This is a genomic window from Streptomyces sp. CGMCC 4.7035 (assembly GCF_031583065.1).
Lineage (GTDB): Bacteria > Actinomycetota > Actinomycetes > Streptomycetales > Streptomycetaceae > Streptomyces > Streptomyces yaanensis.
In genome coordinates, this window is the sequence record NZ_CP134053.1 from 908007 (window position 1) to 932392 (window position 24386).

Consider the following 24386-nt stretch of genomic DNA (forward strand, 5'->3'; position numbering starts at 1 on the left):
GGATCGCATTCAGACACGTAAGTAACTGAAGGGACAACCATGGAAGCCAGGGCCCAGGCGCGGTACATCCGCGTCACGCCCATGAAGGCCCGCCGCGTGGTGGACCTCATCCGTGGCATGGACGCCACGGAGGCCCAGGCTGTTCTGCGATTCGCTCCGCAGGCAGCCTCCGTGCCGGTCGGCAAGGTGCTCGACAGCGCCATTGCCAACGCCGCGCACAACTACGACCACACGGACGCCACCTCGCTGTTCATCAGCGAGGCGTACGTCGACGAGGGCCCGACCCTGAAGCGGTTCCGTCCGCGTGCCCAGGGCCGTGCCTACCGGATCCGCAAGCGGACCAGCCACATCACCGTGGTCGTCAGCAGCAAGGAAGGAACCCGGTAATGGGCCAGAAGGTAAACCCGCATGGGTTCCGGCTCGGTGTCACGACCGACTTCAAGTCGCGTTGGTACGCCGACAAGCTGTACAAGGACTACGTCAAGGAAGACGTCGCCATCCGTCGGATGATGACGTCCGGCATGGAGCGCGCCGGTATCTCGAAGGTTGAGATCGAGCGCACCCGTGACCGCGTGCGGGTGGACATCCACACCGCTCGTCCGGGCATCGTCATCGGCCGCCGTGGCGCCGAGGCCGACCGCATCCGCGGCGACCTCGAGAAGCTCACGGGCAAGCAGGTCCAGTTGAACATCCTCGAGGTCAAGAACCCCGAGGTCGACGCTCAGCTCGTGGCCCAGGCCGTTGCCGAGCAGCTCTCCTCCCGTGTCTCCTTCCGCCGCGCCATGCGTAAGAGCATGCAGTCGGCGATGAAGGCGGGCGCCAAGGGCATCAAGATCCAGTGCGGTGGCCGCCTCGGCGGCGCCGAGATGTCCCGCTCGGAGTTCTACCGCGAGGGCCGTGTGCCCCTGCACACGCTCCGCGCGAACGTGGACTACGGCTTCTTCGAGGCCAAGACGACCTTCGGCCGCATCGGTGTGAAGGTCTGGATCTACAAGGGCGATGTCAAGAACATCGCCGAGGTCCGCGCCGAGAACGCTGCCGCCCGTGCGGGTAACCGCCCGGCCCGCGGTGGCGCCGACCGCCCGGCCCGTGGTGGCCGTGGTGGCGAGCGGCGTGGTCGCAAGCCGCAGCAGGCTGCCGGCGCCGAGGCCCCCAAGGCCGAGGCCCCCGCCGCTCCGGCTGAGAGCACCGGAACGGAGGCCTGACCGACATGCTGATCCCCCGTAGGGTCAAGCACCGCAAGCAGCACCACCCGAAGCGCCGTGGTCAGGCCAAGGGCGGTACGACGGTCGCGTTCGGCGAGTACGGCATTCAGGCCCTCACGCCGGCGTACGTGACCAACCGCCAGATCGAGGCGGCCCGTATCGCGATGACCCGCCACATCAAGCGTGGCGGCAAGGTCTGGATCAACATCTACCCGGACCGCCCGCTCACGAAGAAGCCCGCCGAGACCCGCATGGGTTCCGGTAAGGGTTCGCCGGAGTGGTGGATCGCGAACGTTCACCCGGGCCGGGTGATGTTCGAGCTGTCCTACCCGAACGAGAAGATTGCGCGTGAGGCTCTCACTCGTGCGGCTCACAAGCTGCCGATGAAGTGCCGCATCGTCAAGCGCGAGGCAGGTGAAGCGTGATGTCGGTCGGTACCAAGGCGTCCGAGCTGCGCGAGCTGGGCAACGAGGAGCTTCTGGGCAAGCTCCGCGAGGCCAAGGAAGAGCTGTTCAACCTCCGCTTCCAGGCGGCGACCGGTCAGCTCGAGAACCACGGCCGTCTGAAGGCGGTCCGCAAGGACATCGCGCGGATCTACACCCTGATGCGCGAGCGTGAGCTGGGCATCGAAACGGTGGAGAACGCCTGATGAGCGAGAACAACGTGACTGAGAACACTGAGGCGCGCGGCTTCCGCAAGACCCGTGAGGGTCTCGTCGTCAGCGACAAGATGGACAAGACCGTCGTCGTCGCCGTCGAGGACCGTGTCAAGCACGCGCTGTACGGCAAGGTCATCCGCCGTACGAACAAGCTCAAGGCGCACGACGAGCAGAACGCCGCGGGTGTCGGCGACCGCGTCCTCCTCATGGAGACCCGGCCGCTGTCCGCGACGAAGCGCTGGCGCGTCGTCGAGATCCTCGAGAAGGCGAAGTAATCAAGCGGGGGCTCCGCGCCCCCGCTGACCCCCGGCCGGGGCTCCGCCCCGGCACCCGCTGGGGGCTTCGCCCTCCCGCCCCTCGGGGCCGGGTGGGCGTCAGCCCCGCGAGGTGACTCGCGGAGCCCCGCCGGACGGCCCGTGACCGGACCCGCCGAGGTACCGCCCTCCCGCCCCCCCGGGGTCGGGCGGGCGGAAGCCCCGGCAACGGATCCGGCGCCAGGTCCGGCGGCGGCTTTGCGAGGAGACTCGCGGAGCCCGGTCGGACGGCCGGCGTCCCGGACCCCGGGCGACGGGACGAAAGTCCCGCGGCCCTCGACGGGGAGCCGCCTCGGGCCTTCGGCCCAGGGCGGTGCACACCCCCGGCGGTACGGGTTTCCGCCTCTAGAGACGCAAGTAATTCCTGCGGAGCATCCCCGCAGGACAGTTCCGCCAGGCTCTCCGGTTCAACACCCGGAGGGAACCGGCAGACGATCAGGAGATAGACGTGATCCAGCAGGAGTCGCGACTGCGTGTCGCCGACAACACTGGTGCGAAGGAGATCCTTTGCATCCGTGTGCTCGGTGGCTCCGGTCGCCGCTACGCGGGCATCGGTGACGTCATCGTCGCCACCGTCAAGGACGCGATCCCCGGTGGCAACGTGAAGAAGGGTGACGTCGTCAAGGCGGTCATCGTTCGCACCGTCAAGGAGCGCCGCCGTCCGGACGGCTCGTACATCCGCTTCGACGAGAACGCCGCTGTCATTCTGAAGAACGACGGCGACCCTCGCGGCACCCGCATCTTCGGCCCGGTCGGCCGTGAGCTGCGCGAGAAGAAGTTCATGAAGATCATCTCGCTCGCGCCGGAGGTGCTGTAAGCATGAAGATCAAGAAGGGCGACCTGGTCCAGGTCATCACCGGTAAGGACAAGGGCAAGCAGGGCAAGGTCATCGCGGCCTACCCCCGCGAGGACCGTGTTCTGGTCGAGGGTGTCAACCGGGTCAAGAAGCACACCAAGGCCGGCCCGACCGCCAGCGGTTCCCAGGCCGGCGGCATCGTGACCACCGAGGCCCCGATCCACGTGTCCAACGTTCAGCTGGTCGTGGAGAAGGACGGCAACAAGGTCGTCACGCGTGTCGGTTACCGCTTCGACGACGAAGGCAACAAGATCCGCGTTGCCAAGCGGACGGGTGAGGACATCTGATGGCTACCACCACTGCTCCGCGTCTGAAGCTGAAGTACCGCGAGGAGATCGCGGGCAAGCTGCGTGACGAGTTCAAGTACGAGAACGTCATGCAGATCCCCGGCCTCGTCAAGATCGTGGTCAACATGGGTGTCGGCGACGCCGCCCGTGACTCGAAGCTGATCGAGGGCGCGATCCGCGACCTGACCACCATCACCGGTCAGAAGCCGGCCGTCACCAAGGCCCGCAAGTCCATCGCGCAGTTCAAGCTGCGTGAGGGTCAGCCGATCGGTGCCCACGTCACGCTCCGTGGCGACCGCATGTGGGAGTTCCTGGACCGCACCCTGTCGCTCGCGCTGCCGCGCATCCGCGACTTCCGTGGTCTGTCCCCCAAGCAGTTCGACGGCCGTGGCAACTACACCTTCGGTCTCACGGAGCAGGTCATGTTCCACGAGATCGACCAGGACAAGATCGACCGTACCCGGGGTATGGACATCACCGTGGTGACCACGGCGACCAACGACGCTGAGGGCCGCGCGCTCCTTCGTCACCTCGGCTTCCCGTTCAAGGAGGCGTGAGCGAGATGGCGAAGAAGGCTCTGATTGCCAAGGCTGCTCGCAAGCCCAAGTTCGGTGTGCGTGGCTACACCCGCTGCCAGCGCTGTGGCCGCCCGCACTCCGTGTACCGCAAGTTCGGCCTCTGCCGCGTGTGCCTTCGTGAGATGGCTCACCGTGGCGAGCTGCCGGGCGTGACCAAGAGCTCCTGGTAACAGCCCACTTGGGTTGATACCGGACTCTCGGTAAGCATCTGGGTCGGCAGACCGCCCAGCCCGCATGCCTTAGGCTTGCGGGGTTGGGCGTCTGTCGCCCGTACGACTTACTACGCCGTAGGTCCACCGCGCCGCACCCGTCCCGTCTCGGATCGGGGAGAGGGATGGCGCACCAGGAAACCCCGGCGAGAGAGGCCGAAGGCCAATTCATGACCATGACTGATCCGATCGCAGACATGCTTACGCGTCTGCGGAACGCGAACTCGGCATACCACGACTCCGTGACGATGCCGGCATCGAAGATCAAGTCGCACATCGCGGAGATCCTCCAGCAGGAGGGCTTCATCACGGGCTGGAAGGTCGAGGACGCCGAGGTCGGCAAGAACCTCGTCCTCGAGCTGAAGTTCGGCCCGAACCGTGAGCGCTCCATCGCGGGCATCAAGCGGATCTCCAAGCCCGGTCTCCGGGTGTACGCGAAGTCCACCAACCTGCCGAAGGTGCTCGGCGGCCTCGGCGTGGCGATCATCTCCACGTCCCACGGGCTCCTCACCGACAAGCAGGCCGGCAAGAAGGGCGTGGGTGGGGAAGTCCTCGCCTACGTCTGGTAGCGGAAGGGAACGGAGGAAACAGCTATGTCGCGTATTGGCAAGCTCCCCATCACGGTTCCCGCCGGCGTGGACGTCACCATCGACGGCAGCACGGTTTCGGTCAAGGGCCCCAAGGGCGAGCTGACCCACACCGTCGTCGCGCCGATCGAGATCGTCAAGAACGAGGACGGCACCCTTCAGGTGACCCGCCCCAATGACGAGCGTCAGAACAAGGCCCTGCACGGCCTGTCCCGCACGCTGGTGGCGAACATGATCACCGGCGTGACCCAGGGTTACGTGAAGAAGCTCGAGATCAGCGGTGTCGGTTACCGCGTGACCGCCAAGGGCTCGGACCTCGAGTTCGCTCTCGGCTACAGCCACCCGATCACCGTCACGGCGCCCGAGGGCATCACCTTCAAGGTGGAGGCCCCGACCCGCTTCTCGGTCGAGGGCATCGACAAGCAGAAGGTCGGCGAGGTTGCGGCCAACATCCGCAAGCTGCGCAAGCCCGACCCGTACAAGGCCAAGGGCGTCAAGTACGAGGGCGAAGTCATCCGCCGCAAGGTCGGAAAGGCGGGTAAGTAAGCCATGGCATACGGACAGAAGATCCTCAAGGGCGACGCCTACAAGCGCGCCGCGATCAAGCGCCGTCACATCCGGATCCGCAAGCGGATCTCGGGTACCGCGGAGCGTCCCCGCCTGGTCGTGACCCGCTCCAACCGCCACATCGTGGCCCAGGTGATCGACGACCTCAAGGGTCACACCCTTGCGTCGGCTTCCACGCTGGACACCTCGATCCGCGGTGGCGAGGCCGACAAGTCCGCGCAGGCCAAGCAGGTCGGCGCCCTGGTCGCCGAGCGCGCCAAGGCCGCCGGTGTCGAGGCCGTCGTGTTCGACCGTGGTGGCAACCAGTACGCCGGGCGCATCGCCGCCCTGGCGGACGCCGCCCGCGAAGCCGGGCTCAAGTTCTGAGCCGCTGTAGCTAGCGGAAAGAGAGAGGTAATCCAATGGCTGGACCCCAGCGCCGCGGTGGCGGTGCCGGTGGCGGCGAGCGGCGGGACCGGAAGGGCCGTGACGGCGGCGCAGCTGCTGCCGAGAAGACCGCGTACGTTGAGCGCGTCGTCGCGATCAACCGCGTCGCCAAGGTTGTGAAGGGTGGTCGTCGCTTCAGCTTCACCGCGCTGGTCGTGGTGGGCGACGGTGACGGCACCGTGGGTGTCGGTTACGGCAAGGCCAAGGAGGTGCCGGCCGCCATCGCCAAGGGCGTTGAGGAGGCCAAGAAGCACTTCTTCAAGGTCCCCCGGATCCAGGGCACCATCCCGCACCCCATCCAGGGTGAGAAGGCTGCCGGCGTCGTGCTGCTCAAGCCCGCGTCCCCGGGTACCGGTGTTATCGCCGGTGGTCCGGTGCGTGCCGTGCTCGAGTGCGCCGGTATCCACGACGTGCTGTCGAAGTCGCTCGGCTCCGACAACGCGATCAACATCGTGCACGCGACCGTGGAGGCCCTGAAGGGTCTGCAGCGTCCCGAGGAGATCGCGGCCCGCCGTGGTCTGCCGCTCGAGGACGTCGCTCCCGCGGCTCTGCTGCGTGCGCGTGCCGGGGCGGGTGCGTAATCATGGCGCAGCTCAAGATCACGCAGGTCAAGTCCTACATCGGCAGCAAGCAGAACCACCGTGACACCCTGCGCTCCCTTGGTCTCAAGGGCATCAACACGCAGGTCGTCAAGGAGGACCGCCCCGAGTTCCGCGGCATGGTGCACACCGTCCGCCACCTCGTGACGGTCGAGGAGGTCGACTGATCATGGCGGAGCAGAACCCGCTGAAGATCCACAACCTCCGTCCCGCCCCGGGCGCCAAGACCGCCAAGACCCGTGTCGGTCGTGGTGAGGCGTCGAAGGGTAAGACGGCCGGTCGTGGTACCAAGGGTACGAAGGCTCGTTACCAGGTTCCGGAGCGCTTCGAGGGTGGCCAGATGCCGCTCCACATGCGCCTCCCGAAGCTGAAGGGCTTCAAGAACCCGTTCAAGACCGAGTTCCAGGTCGTGAACCTCGACAAGCTGGCCGCGCTCTACCCCGAGGGTGGCGAGGTCACCGTCGAGGGTCTGGTGGCCAAGGGTGCCGTTCGCAAGAACAGCCTCGTCAAGGTCCTCGGCCAGGGCGAGATCTCCGTGGCGCTGCAGGTGACGGTCGACGCCGTCTCCGGCTCCGCCAAGGAGAAGATCACCGCCGCCGGCGGTACCGTCACCGAGCTCGTCTGAGCCATTCAGGCGTCTCGATGACTTGAACGATCCCGACCGGGGATACCCCACAAATGGGGTATCCCCGGTCGGTCGTTCCAAGGGGGGCGGTCCCGCCGGTAAGGTGGCCTGCACTGCCAACTTTCACAGGGTGCCGCGGTACGGGCACTCCGGGCGGCAGTTGACCGTTACGTATGTCGTTGTCAGTCGGAATCTCAAGACCATCACCCTTGACGCAGTTGCGCGGGGGTCGCAGGAGGCACCGTGCTCACCGCGTTCGCCCGGGCGTTCAGGACGCCCGACCTGCGCAAGAAGCTGCTCTTCACGATCGGCATCATCGTGGTGTACCGCGTCGGTACGCACATTCCGATCCCGGGCGTCGACTACAAGAACGTCCAGACCTGTATCGACGTGGCCAAGGGCAACCAGGGCCTGTTCGGTCTGGTCAACATGTTCAGTGGTGGCGCGCTGCTGCAGATCACCATCTTCGCGCTGGGCATCATGCCGTACATCACGGCGAGCATCATTCTTCAGCTGCTGACCGTGGTCATCCCGCGCCTGGAGGCCCTGAAGAAGGAGGGCCAGGCGGGTACGGCGAAGATCACGCAGTACACCCGTTACCTCACCGTGGCGCTGGCGATCCTCCAGGGCACCGGCCTGGTGGCCACCGCCCGCAGTGGCGCCCTGTTCTCCGGCTGCCCGGTGGCGACCTCGATCGTCCCGGACCAGTCGATCTTCAGCACCATCACGATGGTCATCTGCATGACCGCCGGTACGGCCGTCGTCATGTGGCTCGGTGAGCTGATCACCGACCGCGGCATCGGCAACGGCATGTCGATCCTGATGTTCATGTCGATCGCCGCGACCTTCCCGTCCGCGCTGTGGGCCGTCAAGCAGTCGGGCGACCTGGCCGGCGGCTGGATCGAGTTCGGCACGGTGATCCTCGTCGGCCTGGTCATGGTCGGCCTGGTGGTCCTCGTCGAGCAGGCCCAGCGCCGTATCCCCGTGCAGTACGCCAAGCGCATGATCGGACGCCGCTCCTACGGCGGTACGTCCACCTACATCCCTCTCAAGGTGAACCAGGCGGGTGTGATTCCTGTCATCTTCGCCTCGTCGCTGCTCTACATTCCAGCGCTGATCGCGCAGTTCGCGGGCGGCAACTCCGGTTGGAAGACCTGGGTCCAGAGGAACCTGGTCAACAGCTCCGGATCGACGCCCAGCCCGATCTACATCTCTCTGTACTTCTTGCTCATCGTGTTCTTCGCGTTCTTCTACGTGGCGATCTCCTTCAACCCCGAGGAAGTCGCCGACAACATGAAGAAGTATGGTGGCTTCATCCCGGGCATCCGGGCTGGCCGACCGACCGCCGAGTACCTGTCGTACGTACTCAATCGAGTCACCTGGCCGGGATCGCTGTACCTGGGTCTGATCGCTCTCGTACCGACAATGGCGTTGGTTGGCTTCGGGGCAAGCCAGAACTTCCCGTTCGGTGGCACCAGCATCCTGATCATCGTGGGTGTCGGCCTCGAGACGGTGAAGCAGATCGAGAGCCAGCTCCAGCAGCGCAATTACGAAGGGTTCCTCCGCTGATGCGAATCGTCCTCGTCGGGCCGCCCGGTGCGGGCAAGGGAACGCAGGCCGCGTTCCTCGCCAAGAACCTGTCGATCCCGCACATCTCCACGGGCGACCTGTTCCGCGCCAACATCAGCCAGCAGACGGAACTGGGCAAACTCGCGAAGTCCTACATGGACGCGGGCAACCTGGTGCCGGACGAGGTCACCATCGCGATGGCCAAGGACCGCATGGAGCAGCCCGACGCGCACGGCGGCTTCCTGCTCGACGGCTTCCCGCGCAACGTGTCGCAGGCTGAGGCGCTCGACGACATGCTCAAGGCCGAGGGCATGAAGCTGGACGCGGTGCTCGACCTGGAGGTCCCCGAGGACGAGGTCGTCAAGCGGATCGCGGGCCGCCGCGTCTGCCGCAACGACTCGTCGCACGTCTTCCACGTGTCGTACAAGCCCGCGAAGCAGGAGGGCGTCTGCGACGTCTGCGGCGGCGAGCTGTACCAGCGGGACGACGACTCCGAGGAGACCGTCCGCAAGCGGCTGGAGGTCTACCACACCCAGACCGAGCCGATCATCGACTACTACAAGGCCCAGGGCCTGGTGGTCACGATCTCGGCGCTCGGCAAGGTGGAAGAGGTCACCGAGCGCGCGATGGAGGCGCTCCAGCAGAAGACCGGCGACCACAAGTAGTCGCCGGCCGGCACCACCGACGCTCCTCGGCCGCGGTCCCCTGACGGGACCGCGGCCGAGCCGTGAGCCGCGCTGGGCGGTGCGACACGCCCGTATCGTTGAAGACGTCCGTACTCTCTTCGGTCCAGAAAGGCCGCAGCCGCCATGGTGCAGATCAAGACCCCCGAGCAGATCGCCAAGATGCGTGAGGCGGGGCTGGTCGTCGCCGCCGTGCACGCGGCCACCCGCGAGGCGGCCGTGCCGGGCGCCACGACGAAGGACCTGGACGAGGTCGCGCGCAAGGTCCTCGCGGAGCACGGGGCGAAGTCGAACTTCCTCGGGTACGGCGGCTTCCCCGCGACCATCTGCACTTCGGTGAACGAGGTCGTCGTCCACGGCATCCCGTCCGACGAGGTCGTGCTCAAGGACGGCGACATCATCTCCATCGACGCCGGCGCGATCGTGGACGGCTGGCACGGCGACGCCGCCTTCACCGCGTTCGTGGGGTCCGGTCACGCTCCGGAGCTGATCGAGCTGTCGCGGGTGACCGAGGAGTCCATGTGGGCCGGGATCGCGGCGATGAAGCAGGGCAACCGGCTCGTCGACGTCTCGCGCGCGATCGAGACCTACATCCGCCGGCAGCCGAAGCCGGGCGGCGGACGGTACGGGATCATCGAGGACTACGGCGGCCACGGCATCGGCACCGAGATGCACATGGACCCGCACCTGCTGAACTACGTCGACCGGCGGCGGGGCAAGGGCCCGAAGCTGGTTCCGGGCTTCTGCCTCGCGATCGAGCCAATGGTGTCGCTCGGCACGCCGAGGACGGAGGTCCTGTCGGACGACTGGACGGTCATCACGACGGACGGTACGTGGTCCTCGCACTGGGAGCACTCGGTGGCGCTCATGGCTGAGGGGCCGCTCGTGCTGACGTCTCCCGACGGGGGTAAGGCGAAGTTGGCGGAGTTCGGGGTTACGGCTGCGCCCGATCCGCTGGCGTAGCGTTTGGTCGCCTACGGCTGGGGTGGGTTGCCCGCGTGCGCGGCTGCGGGTTCCGCTGTGCCCACCCTCCCCCAAGCTCTCGGCTTCGCTCGAGCAGGGGGGACCCCCATCGCCCTGCGGAACGACTGCCCACAGCCACGACTCCCACAGCCGCGACTGCGCACAGCCGTGATTGCCCACAGCCCCCCGCATAACGATCTCCGGCGTGGGGCAGTCTTTCTCGATTCGTCTTTCCGAGAGGCCTGACGTAGACTGACTCGTCGGCTCTCGTGTATTCGCATGTCCTCATGCGGGCGCGGAGTCGATCAAGGTAGTCGATTCGAAGGGCGAAGCGTGGCCAAGAAGCAAGGTGCCATCGAGATCGAGGGCACTGTCGTCGAGTCTCTGCCGAACGCCATGTTCAAGGTCGAGCTCCAGAACGGCCACCAGGTCCTGGCACACATCAGCGGCAAGATGCGTATGCACTACATCCGCATCCTCCCTGACGACCGGGTCGTGGTGGAGTTGTCTCCGTACGACCTGACCCGTGGCCGGATCGTCTACCGCTACAAGTAGATCTTGCCCGCACCCCGCGTTCGTGGGGCGCGCATCCTGCTTCGGCGGGGTGGTGGCACTGACCCGGAGAACCTCACATCCCATGAAGGTCAAGCCGAGCGTCAAGAAGATCTGCGACAAGTGCAGGGTGATCCGCCGTCACGGCCGGGTCATGGTCATCTGCGAGAACCCGCGCCACAAGCAGCGCCAGGGCTGACGCACGACCGATCCCTCTGCATCTGATTCGCAGAGATTCGCGCGACGCAAGCTGAATATGTTCATACGCAGGGCCCAAGCCATACGGCTTGATACCCCCGGTTCGGAGGCCGGGGACCCAGTTCGTACCTCGTACGGCGGCTGGGAGCCGGTTCTGCGGAAGACCTCCGAAGATCAACTGGAGCCATTGAATGGCACGCGTTTCCGGTGTTGACATCCCGCGCGAAAAGCGCGTGGAGATCGCCCTCACCTACGTGTTCGGCATCGGCCGGACCCTCTCGCAGGAGACGCTGGCTGCGACCGGCGTCGACCCGAACACCCGCGTTCGCGACCTCTCCGAGGAGCAGCTCGTCGCGATCCGCGAGTACGTCGACAACAACATCAAGACCGAGGGTGACCTCCGTCGCGAGATCCAGGCCGACATCCGCCGCAAGGTCGAGATCGGTACCTACCAGGGTCTGCGGCACCGCCGCGGTCTGCCCGTCCGCGGTCAGCGCACCAGCACCAACGCCCGCACCCGCAAGGGCCCGCGTCGCGCCATCGCCGGCAAGAAGAAGCCGGGCAAGAAGTAGTCCGCAGCGGACGCCTGTCCACGGTCTTCGCTGTAGGACCGACCACCTCCCGTAGGAGTTAAAGGATGCCCCCCAAGGGTCGTCAGGGCGCTGCCAAGAAGGTGCGCCGCAAGGAAAAGAAGAACGTCGCTCACGGCCACGCGCACATCAAGAGCACGTTCAACAACACCATCGTTTCGATCACGGACCCGTCCGGCAACGTGATCTCCTGGGCCTCCGCCGGCCACGTCGGCTTCAAGGGCTCCCGGAAGTCCACGCCGTTCGCCGCGCAGATGGCCGCCGAGTCGGCTGCCCGCCGCGCCCAGGAGCACGGCATGCGCAAGGTCGACGTGTTCGTCAAGGGCCCGGGTTCCGGTCGTGAGACCGCCATCCGTTCGCTCCAGGCGACCGGTCTCGAGGTCGGCTCCATCCAGGACGTCACCCCGACCCCGCACAACGGCTGCCGCCCGCCGAAGCGCCGTCGCGTCTGACGCACGGCCGGTAGGTCTCGGGTTTTCGGGCGATACGGCACCGTAAAGGAGCCGTATCGCCCGTACCCTTGCAGTACCCGCACTTCTCACGGGTGCGGTTTCCGTCGGACGTCAAATAGCGGGCGTCCACGAAAGAAGGATCTGATCCACACATGCTGATCGCTCAGCGTCCCTCGTTGACCGAAGAGGTCGTCGACGAGTTCCGCTCCCGGTTCGTGATCGAGCCGCTGGAGCCGGGCTTCGGCTACACCCTCGGCAACTCCCTCCGCCGTACCCTCCTGTCGTCGATCCCCGGCGCTGCTGTCACCAGCATCCGCATCGACGGTGTCCTGCACGAGTTCACCACCGTGCCGGGCGTCAAGGAGGACGTCACCGACCTGATCCTCAACATCAAGCAGCTGGTCGTCTCCTCGGAGCACGACGAGCCGGTCGTGATGTACCTGCGCAAGCAGGGCCCGGGTCTGGTCACCGCCGCCGACATCGCGCCCCCGGCCGGTGTCGAGGTGCACAACCCCGACCTCGTCCTCGCCACGCTCAACGGCAAGGGCAAGCTGGAGATGGAGCTGACCGTCGAGCGCGGTCGCGGTTACGTCTCCGCCGTGCAGAACAAGCAGGTGGGCCAGGAGATCGGCCGTATTCCGGTCGACTCCATCTACTCGCCGGTTCTCAAGGTCACCTACAAGGTCGAGGCGACCCGTGTCGAGCAGCGCACCGACTTCGACAAGCTGATCGTCGACGTCGAGACCAAGCAGGCCATGCGTCCGCGTGACGCCATGGCGTCCGCCGGTAAGACCCTGGTGGAGCTGTTCGGTCTGGCGCGCGAGCTCAACATCGACGCCGAGGGCATCGACATGGGCCCGTCCCCGACGGACGCCGCCCTCGCCGCCGACCTGGCGCTGCCGATCGAGGAGCTGGAGCTCACGGTCCGCTCCTACAACTGCCTCAAGCGCGAGGGCATCCACTCCGTGGGTGAGCTCGTGGCCCGCTCCGAGGCCGACCTCCTGGACATCCGCAACTTCGGTGCGAAGTCCATCGACGAGGTCAAGGCGAAGCTGGCCGGCATGGGCCTGGCCCTGAAGGACAGCCCGCCCGGATTCGACCCGACCGCCGCCGCGGACGCCTTTGGTGCGGACGACGACGCGGACGCCGGGTTCGTCGAGACCGAGCAGTACTAAGGGCTCGGGACCGACTGCTGTTGCTTGGCTGCGGGACCGTTGTGACTGGTCGCGCAGTTCCCCGCGCCCCTTACGGGGCGCGGGGTCTTCGACAGACAACCGTCTGCTCGGATACTGACCCCGGTACCTGACACGGCCGGGGCAGACACACAGGAGAAGAACAATGCCGAAGCCCGCCAAGGGTGCCCGTCTGGGCGGCAGCGCCGCGCACGAGAAGCTGCTCCTCGCGAACCTCGCGAAGTCGCTGTTCGAGCACGGCCGTATCACCACCACCGAGGCGAAGGCCCGCCGCCTGCGCCCGTACGCCGAGCGTCTGGTCACCAAGGCGAAGAAGGGCGACCTTCACAACCGCCGTCAGGTGCTCCAGGTCATCACGGACAAGAGCGTCGTCCACACGCTCTTCACCGAGATCGGCCCGCGCTACGAGAACCGTCCCGGTGGCTACACCCGCATCACCAAGATCGGTAACCGCCGTGGCGACAACGCGCCCATGGCTGTCATCGAGCTGGTCGAGGCGCTGACGGTGCAGCAGAAGGCCGTGGGTGAGGCCGAGGCCGCCACCAAGCGTGCGGTCAAGGAGGCCGAGGAGACCAAGGTCGAGGAGACCAAGGTCGAGGACGCGGCTCCGGCCGCGGACGAGGCTGCCGAGGCTCCGGCCGAGGAGTCCAAGGACGCCTGAGGCCTGTCCTCGCGTTGAGCGGGTCCGCCCCCTGCGGGGCGGGCCCGCTTTCGCGTTCGCCGAGTGGGGGTGCGGAACGACTGCCCACAGCCGCAGCAGCAGCTGCTTGCTGAGAGGATCTCTACGTGAGTGACGAAGTACAGCCCGGTTTCGTACGTGTACGCCTTGACCTTTCCTACGACGGGACCGAGTTCTCCGGGTGGGCCAAGCAGGCCGGGGGGCGGCGGACCGTGCAGGAGGAGATCGAGGGCGCTCTGCGTACCGTCACGCGATCCGGGGAGACGTACGAGCTGACCGTCGCCGGGCGCACCGATGCCGGCGTGCACGCCCGAGGGCAGGTCGCCCATGTGGATCTGCCCCGGGAGGTGTGGGGAGAGCACCGTGGGAAGCTGCTCAAGCGGCTCGCCGGGCGCCTGCCCAGGGACGTACGGGTGTGGGCCCTCAGAGAGGCGCCCAGCGGCTTCAACGCCCGGTTCTCGGCCGTCTGGCGGCGATACGCGTACCGGGTCACCGACAACCCCGGCGGTGTCGATCCGCTGCTGCGCCAACACGTGCTGTGGCACGACTGGCCGCTCGACGTCGACGCCATGAACGAGGCCGCCCGGCACCTCCTCGGCGAGCACGACTTCGCCGCTTACTGCAAGAAGCGCGAGGGTGCCACCACCATTCGTACGCTCCAGGAGCTGAGCCTCGTCTGCGGCGAGGACGGGATCATCACCGCCACGGTGCGCGCGGACGCGTTCTGCCACAACATGGTGCGGTCGCTGATCGGGGCGCTGCTGTTCGTGGGGGACGGGCACCGGGGCCCGGAGTGGCCCGGGAAGGTGCTCGCCGCGCGGGTACGGGACTCCGCCGTGCACGTCGTACGGCCGCACGGCCTCACGCTCGAAGAGGTCGGCTATCCGGCCGACGAGCTGCTGGCCGCGCGGAGCAAGGAGGCGCGGAACAAGCGGTCGCTGCCCGGGGCCGGGTGCTGCTGACCCGGCCGTCACGCCGAGGGAGAGCTTCAGGGGCGAGGCGTGTCCGCGCCGGCGGCCTCGCCCGCCGCGGTCACGGTCGGGGCGAGGCCATCGGGGGAGGGCCTCACGGGTCCGTGCCGTGCGTCACTGGTTCGCGGCCGCCGACGCCTGGGCCTCGCCGCGGCGACGGATCTGGCGGAAGGCGAACTCGGCCAGGTCGTCACCGGCCGTGAAGACCTTGGCGTCCTTGGCCGTCACGTCCTTGCCGTTGGTGAAGCCGCCGAGCGTGAAGTACGCGTAGCGGCCATAGGAGTTGGTGGTGGAGCGGCAGACCGTCGTACGGCAGAACGTGGGCACGCCCTTGCCGGTCAGCGACGTGATGATGCTCTTGCTGTTGGTCTGCTGCTTGGCCTTCGTCGCCTGGGCCGCGGTGTCGAAGACGGCCACGCCGACCGTCACCGCGATGCGGCCGGTGGTGTAGGTGGCGCGGACGACGAGGGTGCAGTTGTTCTTGGTGAGCACCGCGGGCAGCGTGCCCTGCACGGCCGACGCGCAGTTCGTCGTGGAGGCCGTGGGGCCCTTCTTGTAGACGTTCGCGCCCTCGGTCAGCTGGGTGCCGGGGAACAGCGCGTCCGCGTTGATCGGGGCCGTGTCCTTCTTCGCGCTGGAGATGAAGTCCATCGGGTCCAGCGGGGGAGGGGCCGAGGTCGGGGCGAACGACGGGACGGCGGTGGCGCTCTCGCTGGGTATGTCGGCGGTGCCGGGCAGCGCGCTGGCGGGCCTGTTCGAGGCCCCGGGGCTGCCGTTCGCCGACACGACCGCGACGGCGACGGCGGCGCCTATGCCGACCGTGGCCAGGGCGCCGCCGAGGATCAGCAGCAGCCGACGGCGCTTGTTACGCGCCTCGGATGCCTCGGCGAGCGCGGCCCAGTCCGGAGTACCACCGCTCCGGTCCCCCCACTGCGGCGGTTGCTGGGAACTCGGTTTCCAGGGATCCCATGGGGGCTCCCCCTGCCCATAACTCATGCGGCGCATCTTAGACGGGCCATGGACTGTCATGTTCCCCTTCGGTAACCCCGACAGCGACAGGACAGTGAGCGGGACAGCAACAAAACGGAGCAGTCCAGGTCCAACGCGACAGCGCCCCGCATGGACCACCCCGTTTTGACCCGTCCGGCCGCCCCCGTTATTCTGGCTGTTCGTTGTGTGTATTGGCTTGCTCATTCTCACGTGAGGGGCCCTTACACCGGTCCACCGGGCCGATGACCAGCGACCAGCACGCGGAATGCGTCACCGCGGTGCGGTCATGGCTGTCGTGATCGTCTTCGGTGACCTTGTCAGGAACCTCACTGAAGAAGCGAAGGCTACGAACCGTGCGTACGTACAGCCCCAAGCCCGGCGATGTGACGCGTCAGTGGCACGTCATTGACGCCCAGGACGTTGTCCTGGGTCGTCTCGCCACCACCGCCGCCACCCTTCTGCGCGGCAAGCACAAGCCGATCTACGCGCCCCACGTGGACGCCGGCGACTTCGTCATCATCATCAACGCGGACAAGGTTCACCTGTCCGGCAACAAGCGGACCCAGAAGATGGCGTACCGCCACTCCGGCTACCCGGGTGGTCTGCGCTCCGTCCGCTACGACGACCTGCTGGCGAACAACCCGGAGAAGGCCGTCGAGAAGGCCGTCAAGGGCATGCTCCCCAAGAACTCCCTCGGTCGTCAGATGCTCTCGAAGCTGAAGGTCTACTCGGGCGACCAGCACCCGCACGCTGCCCAGCAGCCGGTGCCGTTCGAGATCACCCAGGTCGCGCAGTAAGTCCGGCCACCCCCTAAAGCTGAAGAGAATCTGAGGAGAATCGTGGCCGAGACCACTCCCGAGCAGCCGCTCGAAGAGCTTGACATCGACAGCTACACCACCGAGACCGAGGTCCCGCTGGAGGGTGAGTACACCTCCGAGTCCCTCGCCTCCCGCTTCGGCGAGCCCCAGCCGGCCGCCGGCCTGGGCCGCCGCAAGGAGGCCATCGCCCGCGTCCGGATCGTTCCGGGCACCGGCAAGTGGAAGATCAACGGTCGCACCCTTGAGGACTACTTCCCCAACAAGGTGCACCAGCAGGAAGTCAACGAGCCCTTCAAGGTGCTCGAGCTCGACGGCCGTTACGACGTCATCGCCCGCATCGCGGGTGGCGGTGTCTCCGGTCAGGCCGGTGCGCTCCGTCTCGGTGTCGCCCGTGCGCTGAACGAGGCGGACGTCGACAACAACCGTGGCGCCCTGAAGAAGGCCGGCTTCCTCCGCCGCGACGACCGCGCGGTCGAGCGGAAGAAGGCCGGTCTGAAGAAGGCCCGCAAGGCTCCGCAGTACAGCAAGCGCTAATCGCGTCCGCTGGTCGTGCAGGCGTCGTTTCGCCTGCACGACGCAACGATCGCCCCGGCAGCACGCTCTGTGCCGCCGGGGCGGTTCGTTTACGGGGGAGATTGCTTATCACGGGCTTATGGAGCAATCCCGACAGTTCAAGGACAGCTCCGGGGGATATGCCTGGAGGCAGGTCCGGGGGGATGTACGTATCCCGTTCCTGTCTGGACACTCGGCATGAGCCGCACATTCCCAGCAAGTTCGGAGGACACCAAGTGGGACGACTCTTCGGCACGGACGGCGTGCGCGGTGTCGCCAACGCGGATCTCACGGCCGAGATGGCGCTCGGCCTGTCCGTGGCGGCGGCGCACGTACTCGCCGAGGCGGGCACGTTCGAGGGCCACAAGCCGACGGCGGTGGTCGGGCGTGATCCGCGTGCGTCCGGGGAGTTCCTGGAGGCCGCCGTGGTGGCCGGTCTGGCCAGCGCGGGCGTGGACGTCCTGCGCGTCGGGGTGCTGCCCACCCCGGCCGTCGCGTACCTGACGGGCGCGCTCGGCGCCGACCTGGGCGTGATGCTCTCCGCCAGCCACAACTCCATGCCCGACAACGGCATCAAGTTCTTCGCCCGTGGTGGCCACAAGCTCGCCGACGAGCTCGAGGACAAGATCGAGACCGTCTACGAGGAGCACCGCACCGGCGCCCCTTGGGAGCGGCCCACCGGGGCCGGGGTCGGCCGCGTGAAGTCGTACGACGAGGGCCACGAGCAGTACGTCGCCCACCTCCTCTCCGTCCTGCCGAACCGTCTCGACGGGCTGAAGGTCGTCCTCGACGAGGCGCACGGTGCCGCCGCCCGGGTCTCGCCCGAGGCGTTCACGCGCGCGGGCGCCGAGATCGTCACGATCGGCGCGGAGCCCGACGGGCTCAACATCAACGAGGGCTGCGGCTCCACCCACCTGGACAAGCTGAAGGCCGCCGTCGTCGAGCACGGCGCCGACTTCGGCATCGCGCACGACGGTGACGCCGACCGCTGCCTCGCCGTGGACCACACCGGCGAGGAGATCGACGGCGACCAGATCCTGGCCGTGCTCGCGCTGGCGATGCGGGAACGCTCCGCTCTGCGGGCCGACACCGTGGTGGCGACCGTCATGTCCAACCTGGGCTTCAAGCTGGCGCTGGAGCGGGAGGGGCTGAAGCTCGTCCAGACCGCGGTCGGTGACCGGTACGTCCTGGAGGAGATGAAGGAGCACGGGTACGCGCTCGGCGGCGAGCAGTCCGGCCACGTCATCGTCCTGGACCACGCCACGACCGGCGACGGCACGCTGACCGGGCTGATGCTGGCCGCTCGGGTCGCGGAGACCGGGCGCTCGCTCAAGGACCTCGCGTCCGTGATGGAGCGGCTGCCGCAGGTGCTGGTGAACGTGCCGGACGTGGACAAGTCCCGGGTGGGCACGTCCGCGGACCTGGCCACCGCGGTCACCGAGGCGGAGCGGGAGCTGGGCTCGACCGGGCGGGTGCTGCTGCGGCCCTCGGGTACCGAGCCGCTCGTGCGCGTCATGGTCGAGGCGGCGGACATCGACCAGGCGCGGTCGGTCGCCGGGCGGCTCGCGGACGCGGTGAAGTCGGCGCTCGGCTAGCCGAGTCTCGGTGCGCGCTCACGCTGCTTGGCCCAGAGCCACTTCTGGGCCAGCAACGTGAGCGTGCCCGCCAGGACGATGCCCAGCAGGTTCAGCAGGAGCTGGACCGTGGAGCCCCATGCCTGGCGGTACTCGTCGTAGGTGAAGGCCACGGCGGCGTTCGCCGCCGCCGGGACCGTGGTGACCGAGATCGCGACGCCGATCAGCGCGCCCGACTTCGCGGACGTCAGTGAGAGGGTGCCGGCGGCGCCCGCGAGGACCGCGACCACGAATGAGAACGCGTCCGGCCGGTAGATGAAGTTGGTGTTGGGCCGTTCGGCGTCCAGCTTGACCCGGCTGAACAGGTCCACGGCGTCCATGAAGTACGTGAACCCGACGGTCACCAGCATGGCCACCGCGAAGCCGACCAGGAGCGCGATCAACGAGCGGAGCGCCAGCCGTGGCGCCCGCCGCACCAGCGCCGTGCCGATCCCGGCCAGTGGGCCGAACTCCGGGCCCACCGCCATCGCGCCCACGATCAGGATCGCGTTGTCGAGGACGACGCCGCAGGCCGCGATCATCGTGGCGATCGTGAGGAAGGCGACGTACGTGACCGAGAGCGTCGACTCCTCGTGTGTCGCGTCCGTCAGGTGTTCCCACAGCACCGCGTCCGCGCCCTCGCCCGGTGCGTCCGCCTCGGCCTTCTCGGCGCGCTCGGACAGCGACAGGTCGATGTTCTCGACGGCGATGGAACCGGTGCGGTCCAGGTCCAACTTCTGAAGCCCGCTGAGGAGTTCGTCCGCCGCCTCGCGCGCGACGTCGCACATCACCACGTCTCCCTTCGGATTGCGGGCGGCGCCCGGTATCACGACGAGATGCGTGGTGCCGACCGTCCTCTCGATCAGGCGGACCACGTCGTCCGTCCGCTCGGCCGGGGTGATCAGGCGCAGATGCAGCATGCGCGCAGGGTAGCCGTCACAGTTCGCACAGGCTCAGCCGCTGCACCCCCGACACCTCCGCTTTCGACGTGTGGCCCGCATCGCCCGGGACCTGCTGGTGCGACCCGGGCATGCCGCCGAGTACCGGCGGCGGCCTGGACCCCACCCCGCAGCAGGGTGGCGACGAGCGGCTCGCCGAGACCGGTGCGGGACCGGACGCGGACGCGGTATGCCCGCGCGGCAGCGTCAGAGTTTGCGCAGGCTCAGCCGTCGCACCTTGTGGTCCGGGCCCTTGCGGAGGATGAGGGTGGCGCGGCCCCGGGTGGGGGCGATGTTCTCCACCAGATTGGGCTTGTTGATGGTGCGCCAGAGTGTGCGGGCGTAGTCCAGAGCCTCCTCCTCGGACACCTGGGTGTACTTGCGGAAGTACGAGGAGGGGTTCTGGAAGGCGGTCTGCCGCAGCTTCTTGAACCGGTTGAGGTACCAGCGCTCGATGTCCTCGGTGCTCGCGTCGACGTACACGCTGAAGTCGAAGTAGTCCGCGAGGCCGACGCGGGTGCGGCCGTCGTTGCCGGGGAGGGCGGGCTGGAGCACGTTGAGGCCCTCGACGATGAGGATGTCGGGGCGGCGGACCGTGAGCTTCTGCCCGGGGACGATGTCGTAGATGAGGTGGGAGTAGACGGGGGCCGTCACCTCGTCCTTCCCCGCCTTGATGTCGGCGACGAAGCGGGTGAGGGCGCGGCGGTCGTAGGACTCGGGGAAACCTTTCCGCGACATCAGCCCGCGGGCTTGCAGCTCGCGGGTGGGCAGCAGAAAGCCGTCGGTCGTCACCAGTTCGACGCGCGGGTGCTCGGGCCAGCGGGAGAGCAGGGCCTGGAGGAGGCGCGCGACGGTGGACTTGCCGACCGCCACGGACCCCGCGACGCCTATGACGAACGGGGTCCCGGACTGGGAGCCCTGCTCGCCGAGGAAGGTGTTCAGGGCGCTTCTGAGGCCGTCCGTGGCCCCCACGTAGAGGTTGAGAAGCCGGGACAGCGGCAGATAGATGTCCCGCACCTCGTCGAGGTCGATGACGTCGCCGAGGCCGCGCAGCTTCTCGACCTCCTCGGCGGTCAGCGGCAGCGGCGTCTTGTCGCGCAGCGCGCTCCACTCGGCACGGGTGAGGTCGACGTAGGGAGTCGCCTCCGGCCTGGGCCGGTGGGCGCTCCGGGGCATCGAGGAGACCGGAGAGATCACAGTCCATTGTTAACGGAGTTTGAACGGGGTGGGGGGTGGGGTCCGTCACGCCGACACACCTGGGGCCGGGCGGCGGCCGAGTGGCCGCGGTGGCGTCCGACGGGTGCCGGATGGTCACCACACCATAAATGCGCTGTTGGGCAACGCTGTTGACTTTGTAAAGTGCGCGCAAAGTCCCCGAACGTTCCGCAGTTCGGGGTGCCGTGTTGAGAGAAAGAGCCTCCTGACGTGAGATCCACCGCTGTTCGCCGTACCGCCCTCGCCGCCTCCGCCGCCGCCCTCGCCCTGCTCGCCACCGCCTGCGGCGGCTCCGGGTCGGACGACGGCAAGGGTGAGGGCGGCAAGGCCGAGGCCGGCAAGGCGGGCAAGGCCGCCTCCGCCGCTCCGGCGGCCGAGGCGCTGACCGCCGCCGAACTGAAGAAGGCGGCGCTGGTGTCCGGCGACGTCAAGAGCGGCACCGTCACGGACCAGGTGTCGCCCAAGGACTTCGTCAAGCAGAACGAGGTCAAGGCGGACGACGAGGCGTGCGCGGCGCTGGCGTACGTCCAGTCCGGCACGGTGGTGGGCAAGCCGTCGGCCACGGTGCAGTGGATGTGGGTCGGCGAGCGGGACAAGAGCGCGGCCAAGAGCGGCGACGTCGAGAAGGACGTGATGAACGCCGCGCTCGACGTGACCTCGGTGCGTGCCACGCTCGCCGCCTACGCGGACGGCGGCGCCGAGAAGGCGATGGCGGAGCTGGGCAAGGCCGCCGACAGCTGCGCCGGCGGGTTCGCCTTCACCACCCAGGGCGAGAAGGTGAAGGAACTGAAGGTGGCCGAGACGAAGGCGCCCGAGGGCGCCGACGAGGCGCTGGCCCTGACGCTGACCATCTACGCCGAGGGCACGAAGGCTCCGCTGAAGGTCGTCGTGGCCCGCAAGGGCTCCACGATCGCCTACTTCCCCGCCGTGAACCTGGCGTCGGTCGGTTCGGGCAAGGACTTCGACTACCCCACCGACGTGATCCAGGCGCAGCTCACCAAGCTCGGCTGATCCTCGCGCGCGGGGTCCGCCCGCCGGGGCGGGTCCCGCGGCGGCTCCCACGGTGGCTCCGCGACGGCTCCCACAGAATTTCCGATTTCGGGCACGCGGAAGCCATTTCGGGCCGGGACCGGACCGTAGGCTGCGGCCATGTGCGGAATCGTGGGATACGTGGGACCGCAGTCGGCGCTCGACGTGGTCATGGCGGGACTGAAGCGGCTGGAGTACCGGGGTTACGACTCGGCGGGCGTCGCCGTGCTCGCGGACGGGGGCCTGGCCGCCGCCAAGAAGGCCGGGAAACTGGTCAACTTGGAGAAGGAGCTGGTCGACTGGCCGCTGCCGACCGGCACCACGGGCATCGGACACACCCGGTGGGCCACCCACGGCGGCCCGACCGACGCGAACGCGCACCCGCATCTCGACAACGCGGGGCGCGTCGCCGTCGTCCACAACGGGATCATCGAGAACTTCGCCCTGCTGCGGGCCGAGCTGGAGGAGCGGGGTCACACCCTCACCTCGGAGACGGACACCGAGGTCGTCGCACATCTGCTCGCCGAGGAGTTCTCCGCGACCGCGGACCTCGCGGAGTCGATGCGGCTGGTGTGCCGACGGCTGGAGGGCGCGTTCACGCTGGTCGCGGTGCACGCCGACGAGCCGGACGTGGTCGTGGGCGCACGGCGCAACTCGCCGCTCGTGGTCGGCGTCGGCGAGGGCGAGGCCTTCCTCGCCTCCGACGTGGCCGCGTTCATCGCCCACACCCGGTCGGCGATCGAGCTGGGCCAGGACCAGGTGGTCGAGCTGCGCCGGGACGGGGTGACGGTCACCGGTTTCGACGGCCGGCCCGCCGAGGTCCGCACGTACCACGTGGACTGGGACGCCTCGGCCGCCGAGAAGGGCGGCTACGACTACTTCATGCTCAAGGAGATCGCCGAGCAGCCCAAGGCGGTCGCCGACACGCTGCTGGGCCGCATCGACGTGTCCGGTTCGCTGAGGCTGGACGAGCTGCGCATGACGGCCGCCGAGCTGCGCGAGGTCGACAAGGTCGTCATCGTGGCGTGCGGGACGGCCTTCCACGCCGGGATGATCGCCAAGTACGCCATCGAGCACTGGACGCGGATCCCGTGCGAGGTGGAGCTGGCCAGCGAGTTCCGCTACCGGGACCCGATCCTCGACCCGCGCACGCTGGTCATCGCCATCTCCCAGTCCGGCGAGACCATGGACACCCTGATGGCCCTCAGGCACGCCCGCGAACAGGGCTCCAAGGTGCTGGCGATCTGCAACACCAACGGCTCGACGATTCCGCGGGAGTCGGACGCGGTCCTCTACACGCACGCGGGACCGGAAGTCGCGGTGGCGTCCACGAAGGCGTTCCTCACCCAGCTCGTCGCCTGCTACCTGGTGGCCCTGTACCTCGGCCAGGTGCGTGGCACCAAGTGGGGCGACGAGATCCACGTCGTCATCCGCGACCTGTCGCAGATCTCCCGCGAGGTCGAGCGGGTCCTGGAGACCATGGAGCCGGTACGGGAGCTGGCGCGTTCGCTCGCCCACAAGAACACCGTGCTGTTCCTGGGCCGGCACGTCGGCTACCCGGTGGCCCTCGAAGGCGCCCTCAAGCTCAAGGAGTTGGCGTACATGCACGCCGAGGGCTTCGCGGCGGGCGAGCTGAAGCACGGGCCGATCGCGCTGATCGAGGAGGACCTGCCGGTGGTCGTGGTGGTGCCCTCGCCGCGCGGACGCTCGGTCCTGCACGACAAGATCGTCTCGAACATCCAGGAGATCCGGGCGCGGGGTGCGCGCACGATCGTGATCGCGGAGGAGGGGGACGAGGCGGTGGTCCCGTACGCGGACCACCTGATCCGGATCCCGGCCACCCCGACGCTGCTCCAGCCGCTCGTCGCGACCGTGCCGCTCCAGGTCTTCGCCTGCGAGCTGGCGACGGCGCGGGGGAACGAGGTGGATCAGCCGCGGAACCTGGCGAAGTCGGTGACGGTGGAGTGAGTTTTTAGGGCGTCGATGAAGGTGGTGAAGGCTCCGGTCGGGAAGGAGAGGGTTCCGTAGGCCGGGGCCTTTGAGTCGCGGATGGCTATGTGGGTGGGGCGGGTTGCGGTCTCTACGCATGAGTCGCCGTCGCCAGGCCCGGAGTAGGACGACTTCCAGATGCGCAGGGCCGCCTCGTGGATGACTGCCTCGTACGGAGTGCCAAACGCCGTACGGCACACCAAAGGCCCGGCCGCACTCCGCGTGCGCTGGTCGGCCGGCGTCCTGCGGATCGGGGCGTGGGACGCCGACCCCGAGCCGCCGGAGCAGATCGCCGACCTGGAGGAGGGGTGCGGACTGGCGCTGGTCCGGGCCTGCGCCGACCTGTGGGGCTGGCAGCCACTGGCGAGAGATGGCAACCGGGGCAAGGTCGTGTGGTGCGAACTGACCGCGGCGGCCTGAACGATTTTTCGCCACTCGCAAGGGTGAACGCATTCCGATCGCCCGGACAGCCGTCCCTTCA

The 24386-nt window shown here is 67.9% G+C and carries 35 protein-coding genes; 31 read left to right on the forward strand and 4 right to left on the reverse strand.

Annotated features, from left to right (window positions below; all coding sequences use genetic code 11):
* Positions 1-39: 39 nt before the first annotated feature.
* The 25 genes from rplV to truA all read left to right on the forward strand — a co-directional run bounded on the left by rplV (position 40) and on the right by truA (position 14752).
* Positions 40-387, forward strand: a complete 348-nt coding sequence (gene rplV, locus Q2K21_RS03530; RefSeq protein ID WP_055536779.1) for a 50S ribosomal protein L22 — start codon at positions 40-42, stop codon at positions 385-387.
* Entirely contained in the window at positions 387-1205 is an 819-nt protein-coding gene (gene rpsC / locus Q2K21_RS03535; protein WP_310764848.1) for a 30S ribosomal protein S3, read from the forward strand. Before rplV ends, rpsC begins: the two co-directional genes overlap by 1 nt.
* A gap of 5 nt (positions 1206-1210) precedes the next feature.
* A complete protein-coding gene (gene rplP / locus Q2K21_RS03540) occupies positions 1211-1630 on the forward strand; it encodes a 50S ribosomal protein L16 (protein WP_004927269.1) in 420 nt (139 codons plus the stop codon).
* A complete protein-coding gene (rpmC, locus tag Q2K21_RS03545; protein ID WP_055632347.1) occupies positions 1630-1854 on the forward strand; it encodes a 50S ribosomal protein L29 in 225 nt (74 codons plus the stop codon). The genes rplP and rpmC overlap by 1 nt, the downstream gene beginning before the upstream one ends.
* Complete coding sequence (gene rpsQ / locus Q2K21_RS03550; protein ID WP_004984524.1) at positions 1854-2138, forward strand: 30S ribosomal protein S17; 285 nt, start codon at positions 1854-1856, stop codon at positions 2136-2138. The genes rpmC and rpsQ overlap by 1 nt, the downstream gene beginning before the upstream one ends.
* A gap of 487 nt (positions 2139-2625) precedes the next feature.
* Positions 2626-2994: a 50S ribosomal protein L14 gene (gene rplN / locus Q2K21_RS03555; protein ID WP_003998823.1), complete on the forward strand. Its 369-nt coding sequence runs from the start codon at positions 2626-2628 to the stop codon at positions 2992-2994.
* Between the two features lie 2 nt (positions 2995-2996).
* On the forward strand, positions 2997-3320 hold the full coding sequence (gene rplX / locus Q2K21_RS03560; RefSeq protein ID WP_310764877.1) for a 50S ribosomal protein L24: 324 nt from the start codon (positions 2997-2999) through the stop codon (positions 3318-3320).
* On the forward strand, positions 3320-3877 hold the full coding sequence (gene rplE, locus Q2K21_RS03565; protein ID WP_093499638.1) for a 50S ribosomal protein L5: 558 nt from the start codon (positions 3320-3322) through the stop codon (positions 3875-3877). Before rplX ends, rplE begins: the two co-directional genes overlap by 1 nt.
* 5 nt (positions 3878-3882) lie before the next feature.
* A complete protein-coding gene (locus tag Q2K21_RS03570) occupies positions 3883-4068 on the forward strand; it encodes a type Z 30S ribosomal protein S14 (RefSeq protein ID WP_003948630.1) in 186 nt (61 codons plus the stop codon).
* Between the two features lie 209 nt (positions 4069-4277).
* Complete coding sequence (rpsH, locus tag Q2K21_RS03575; RefSeq protein ID WP_007384075.1) at positions 4278-4676, forward strand: 30S ribosomal protein S8; 399 nt, start codon at positions 4278-4280, stop codon at positions 4674-4676.
* A gap of 24 nt (positions 4677-4700) precedes the next feature.
* Positions 4701-5240 carry a 50S ribosomal protein L6 gene (gene rplF / locus Q2K21_RS03580; RefSeq protein WP_310764887.1) on the forward strand — a complete coding sequence of 180 codons (540 nt, stop codon included), beginning with the start codon at positions 4701-4703 and terminating at the stop codon, positions 5238-5240.
* Positions 5241-5243: 3 nt separating this feature from the next.
* A complete protein-coding gene (gene rplR, locus Q2K21_RS03585) occupies positions 5244-5627 on the forward strand; it encodes a 50S ribosomal protein L18 (protein WP_310764890.1) in 384 nt (127 codons plus the stop codon).
* Positions 5628-5662: 35 nt separating this feature from the next.
* Entirely contained in the window at positions 5663-6268 is a 606-nt protein-coding gene (gene rpsE, locus Q2K21_RS03590) for a 30S ribosomal protein S5 (RefSeq protein ID WP_009190144.1), read from the forward strand.
* 2 nt (positions 6269-6270) lie between these two features.
* Entirely contained in the window at positions 6271-6453 is a 183-nt protein-coding gene (gene rpmD, locus Q2K21_RS03595) for a 50S ribosomal protein L30 (RefSeq protein ID WP_003974250.1), read from the forward strand.
* 2 nt (positions 6454-6455) lie between these two features.
* Positions 6456-6911 (forward strand): 50S ribosomal protein L15, encoded by a 456-nt coding sequence (gene rplO / locus Q2K21_RS03600; protein ID WP_023547373.1) that lies wholly within the window; start codon positions 6456-6458, stop codon positions 6909-6911.
* A gap of 243 nt (positions 6912-7154) precedes the next feature.
* A complete protein-coding gene (gene secY, locus Q2K21_RS03605) occupies positions 7155-8480 on the forward strand; it encodes a preprotein translocase subunit SecY (RefSeq protein ID WP_310764906.1) in 1326 nt (441 codons plus the stop codon).
* Entirely contained in the window at positions 8480-9145 is a 666-nt protein-coding gene (locus Q2K21_RS03610; RefSeq protein ID WP_310764908.1) for an adenylate kinase, read from the forward strand. Before secY ends, Q2K21_RS03610 begins: the two co-directional genes overlap by 1 nt.
* 144 nt (positions 9146-9289) lie before the next feature.
* Positions 9290-10126 (forward strand): type I methionyl aminopeptidase, encoded by an 837-nt coding sequence (gene map / locus Q2K21_RS03615; RefSeq protein ID WP_310764910.1) that lies wholly within the window; start codon positions 9290-9292, stop codon positions 10124-10126.
* 333 nt (positions 10127-10459) lie between these two features.
* Positions 10460-10681, forward strand: coding sequence for a translation initiation factor IF-1 (infA, locus tag Q2K21_RS03620; RefSeq protein WP_003948620.1), 222 nt, complete (start codon positions 10460-10462; stop codon positions 10679-10681).
* Between the two features lie 82 nt (positions 10682-10763).
* Complete coding sequence (gene rpmJ / locus Q2K21_RS03625; RefSeq protein WP_003998809.1) at positions 10764-10877, forward strand: 50S ribosomal protein L36; 114 nt, start codon at positions 10764-10766, stop codon at positions 10875-10877.
* Between the two features lie 190 nt (positions 10878-11067).
* The gene (gene rpsM, locus Q2K21_RS03630) at positions 11068-11448 is read left to right on the forward strand and encodes a 30S ribosomal protein S13 (protein WP_310764970.1); all 381 of its coding nucleotides are present in this window, start codon (positions 11068-11070) and stop codon (positions 11446-11448) included.
* A 65-nt stretch (positions 11449-11513) separates the two neighbouring features.
* Positions 11514-11918 (forward strand): 30S ribosomal protein S11, encoded by a 405-nt coding sequence (gene rpsK, locus Q2K21_RS03635; protein ID WP_003956432.1) that lies wholly within the window; start codon positions 11514-11516, stop codon positions 11916-11918.
* 152 nt (positions 11919-12070) lie between these two features.
* The gene (locus Q2K21_RS03640; RefSeq protein ID WP_003966937.1) at positions 12071-13093 is read left to right on the forward strand and encodes a DNA-directed RNA polymerase subunit alpha; all 1023 of its coding nucleotides are present in this window, start codon (positions 12071-12073) and stop codon (positions 13091-13093) included.
* A gap of 163 nt (positions 13094-13256) precedes the next feature.
* On the forward strand, positions 13257-13772 hold the full coding sequence (rplQ, locus tag Q2K21_RS03645; protein WP_310765020.1) for a 50S ribosomal protein L17: 516 nt from the start codon (positions 13257-13259) through the stop codon (positions 13770-13772).
* Positions 13773-13897: 125 nt separating this feature from the next.
* Positions 13898-14752, forward strand: a complete 855-nt coding sequence (gene truA / locus Q2K21_RS03650; protein WP_310765023.1) for a tRNA pseudouridine(38-40) synthase TruA — start codon at positions 13898-13900, stop codon at positions 14750-14752.
* 123 nt (positions 14753-14875) lie between these two features.
* Here truA and Q2K21_RS03655 read toward each other — a convergent pair whose 3' ends face one another.
* Complete coding sequence (locus tag Q2K21_RS03655) at positions 14876-15757, reverse strand: hypothetical protein (protein WP_310765025.1); 882 nt, start codon at positions 15755-15757, stop codon at positions 14876-14878.
* A gap of 347 nt (positions 15758-16104) precedes the next feature.
* On the opposite strand from Q2K21_RS03655, the gene rplM reads away from it, so the two are divergent.
* The 3 genes from rplM (at position 16105) to glmM (ending at position 18716) form a co-directional block, all read left to right on the forward strand.
* Positions 16105-16548 carry a 50S ribosomal protein L13 gene (gene rplM / locus Q2K21_RS03660; RefSeq protein WP_310765027.1) on the forward strand — a complete coding sequence of 148 codons (444 nt, stop codon included), beginning with the start codon at positions 16105-16107 and terminating at the stop codon, positions 16546-16548.
* A 42-nt stretch (positions 16549-16590) separates the two neighbouring features.
* The gene (gene rpsI, locus Q2K21_RS03665) at positions 16591-17103 is read left to right on the forward strand and encodes a 30S ribosomal protein S9 (protein ID WP_310765029.1); all 513 of its coding nucleotides are present in this window, start codon (positions 16591-16593) and stop codon (positions 17101-17103) included.
* A 254-nt stretch (positions 17104-17357) separates the two neighbouring features.
* Entirely contained in the window at positions 17358-18716 is a 1359-nt protein-coding gene (gene glmM, locus Q2K21_RS03670; protein WP_310765031.1) for a phosphoglucosamine mutase, read from the forward strand.
* Here glmM and Q2K21_RS03675 read toward each other — a convergent pair.
* Positions 18713-19654 (reverse strand): DUF389 domain-containing protein, encoded by a 942-nt coding sequence (locus Q2K21_RS03675; protein WP_310765033.1) that lies wholly within the window; start codon positions 19652-19654, stop codon positions 18713-18715. The two genes, glmM and Q2K21_RS03675, sit on opposite strands and share 4 nt — an antisense overlap.
* Before the next feature lie 225 nt (positions 19655-19879).
* The gene (gene coaA, locus Q2K21_RS03680; RefSeq protein ID WP_310765036.1) at positions 19880-20848 is read right to left on the reverse strand and encodes a type I pantothenate kinase; all 969 of its coding nucleotides are present in this window, start codon (positions 20846-20848) and stop codon (positions 19880-19882) included.
* A gap of 249 nt (positions 20849-21097) precedes the next feature.
* Between coaA and Q2K21_RS03685 the strand changes: the two genes are divergently transcribed.
* Both Q2K21_RS03685 and glmS read left to right on the forward strand, forming a co-directional pair.
* Entirely contained in the window at positions 21098-21898 is an 801-nt protein-coding gene (locus Q2K21_RS03685) for a hypothetical protein (protein WP_310765038.1), read from the forward strand.
* 138 nt (positions 21899-22036) lie between these two features.
* Positions 22037-23884 carry a glutamine--fructose-6-phosphate transaminase (isomerizing) gene (glmS, locus tag Q2K21_RS03690; protein WP_310765040.1) on the forward strand — a complete coding sequence of 616 codons (1848 nt, stop codon included), beginning with the start codon at positions 22037-22039 and terminating at the stop codon, positions 23882-23884.
* On the opposite strand, the gene Q2K21_RS03695 is transcribed toward glmS, so the two are convergent.
* Positions 23845-24051 carry a DUF397 domain-containing protein gene (locus Q2K21_RS03695; protein WP_310780595.1) on the reverse strand — a complete coding sequence of 69 codons (207 nt, stop codon included), beginning with the start codon at positions 24049-24051 and terminating at the stop codon, positions 23845-23847. The genes glmS and Q2K21_RS03695 overlap by 40 nt on opposite strands.
* Here Q2K21_RS03695 and Q2K21_RS03700 point away from each other — a divergent pair.
* Positions 24044-24325: an ATP-binding protein gene (locus Q2K21_RS03700; protein WP_386277140.1), complete on the forward strand. Its 282-nt coding sequence runs from the start codon at positions 24044-24046 to the stop codon at positions 24323-24325. The genes Q2K21_RS03695 and Q2K21_RS03700 overlap by 8 nt on opposite strands.
* The last annotated feature ends 61 nt before the right edge of the window (positions 24326-24386 follow it).

Excerpts from the sequence above, each read along its gene's own strand:
- rplX (WP_310764877.1), top strand. The coding sequence starts at position 2,997 with ATGAAGATCAAGAAGGGCGACCTGGTCCAGGTCATCACCGGTAAGGAC.
- Q2K21_RS03700 (WP_386277140.1), top strand. The coding sequence starts at position 24,044 with ATGCGCAGGGCCGCCTCGTGGATGACTGCCTCGTACGGAGTGCCAAAC.
- glmS (WP_310765040.1), top strand. The coding sequence starts at position 22,037 with ATGTGCGGAATCGTGGGATACGTGGGACCGCAGTCGGCGCTCGACGTG.
- Q2K21_RS03655 (WP_310765025.1), bottom strand. The coding sequence starts at position 15,757 with ATGAGTTATGGGCAGGGGGAGCCCCCATGGGATCCCTGGAAACCGAGT.
- rplO (WP_023547373.1), top strand. The coding sequence starts at position 6,456 with ATGGCGGAGCAGAACCCGCTGAAGATCCACAACCTCCGTCCCGCCCCG.
- Q2K21_RS03640 (WP_003966937.1), top strand. The coding sequence starts at position 12,071 with ATGCTGATCGCTCAGCGTCCCTCGTTGACCGAAGAGGTCGTCGACGAG.
- rpsE (WP_009190144.1), top strand. The coding sequence starts at position 5,663 with ATGGCTGGACCCCAGCGCCGCGGTGGCGGTGCCGGTGGCGGCGAGCGG.
- rplF (WP_310764887.1), top strand. The coding sequence starts at position 4,701 with ATGTCGCGTATTGGCAAGCTCCCCATCACGGTTCCCGCCGGCGTGGAC.
- rplP (WP_004927269.1), top strand. The coding sequence starts at position 1,211 with ATGCTGATCCCCCGTAGGGTCAAGCACCGCAAGCAGCACCACCCGAAG.
- rplR (WP_310764890.1), top strand. The coding sequence starts at position 5,244 with ATGGCATACGGACAGAAGATCCTCAAGGGCGACGCCTACAAGCGCGCC.
- Q2K21_RS03610 (WP_310764908.1), top strand. The coding sequence starts at position 8,480 with ATGCGAATCGTCCTCGTCGGGCCGCCCGGTGCGGGCAAGGGAACGCAG.
- coaA (WP_310765036.1), bottom strand. The coding sequence starts at position 20,848 with ATGCCCCGGAGCGCCCACCGGCCCAGGCCGGAGGCGACTCCCTACGTC.
- map (WP_310764910.1), top strand. The coding sequence starts at position 9,290 with ATGGTGCAGATCAAGACCCCCGAGCAGATCGCCAAGATGCGTGAGGCG.
- rplV (WP_055536779.1), top strand. The coding sequence starts at position 40 with ATGGAAGCCAGGGCCCAGGCGCGGTACATCCGCGTCACGCCCATGAAG.
- rpsK (WP_003956432.1), top strand. The coding sequence starts at position 11,514 with ATGCCCCCCAAGGGTCGTCAGGGCGCTGCCAAGAAGGTGCGCCGCAAG.
- rpsC (WP_310764848.1), top strand. The coding sequence starts at position 387 with ATGGGCCAGAAGGTAAACCCGCATGGGTTCCGGCTCGGTGTCACGACC.
- rpsH (WP_007384075.1), top strand. The coding sequence starts at position 4,278 with ATGACCATGACTGATCCGATCGCAGACATGCTTACGCGTCTGCGGAAC.
- Q2K21_RS03675 (WP_310765033.1), bottom strand. The coding sequence starts at position 19,654 with ATGCTGCATCTGCGCCTGATCACCCCGGCCGAGCGGACGGACGACGTG.
- rpmJ (WP_003998809.1), top strand. The coding sequence starts at position 10,764 with ATGAAGGTCAAGCCGAGCGTCAAGAAGATCTGCGACAAGTGCAGGGTG.
- rpsM (WP_310764970.1), top strand. The coding sequence starts at position 11,068 with ATGGCACGCGTTTCCGGTGTTGACATCCCGCGCGAAAAGCGCGTGGAG.
- rpmC (WP_055632347.1), top strand. The coding sequence starts at position 1,630 with ATGTCGGTCGGTACCAAGGCGTCCGAGCTGCGCGAGCTGGGCAACGAG.
- rplE (WP_093499638.1), top strand. The coding sequence starts at position 3,320 with ATGGCTACCACCACTGCTCCGCGTCTGAAGCTGAAGTACCGCGAGGAG.
- rplQ (WP_310765020.1), top strand. The coding sequence starts at position 13,257 with ATGCCGAAGCCCGCCAAGGGTGCCCGTCTGGGCGGCAGCGCCGCGCAC.
- rpsQ (WP_004984524.1), top strand. The coding sequence starts at position 1,854 with ATGAGCGAGAACAACGTGACTGAGAACACTGAGGCGCGCGGCTTCCGC.
- rpmD (WP_003974250.1), top strand. The coding sequence starts at position 6,271 with ATGGCGCAGCTCAAGATCACGCAGGTCAAGTCCTACATCGGCAGCAAG.
- Q2K21_RS03570 (WP_003948630.1), top strand. The coding sequence starts at position 3,883 with ATGGCGAAGAAGGCTCTGATTGCCAAGGCTGCTCGCAAGCCCAAGTTC.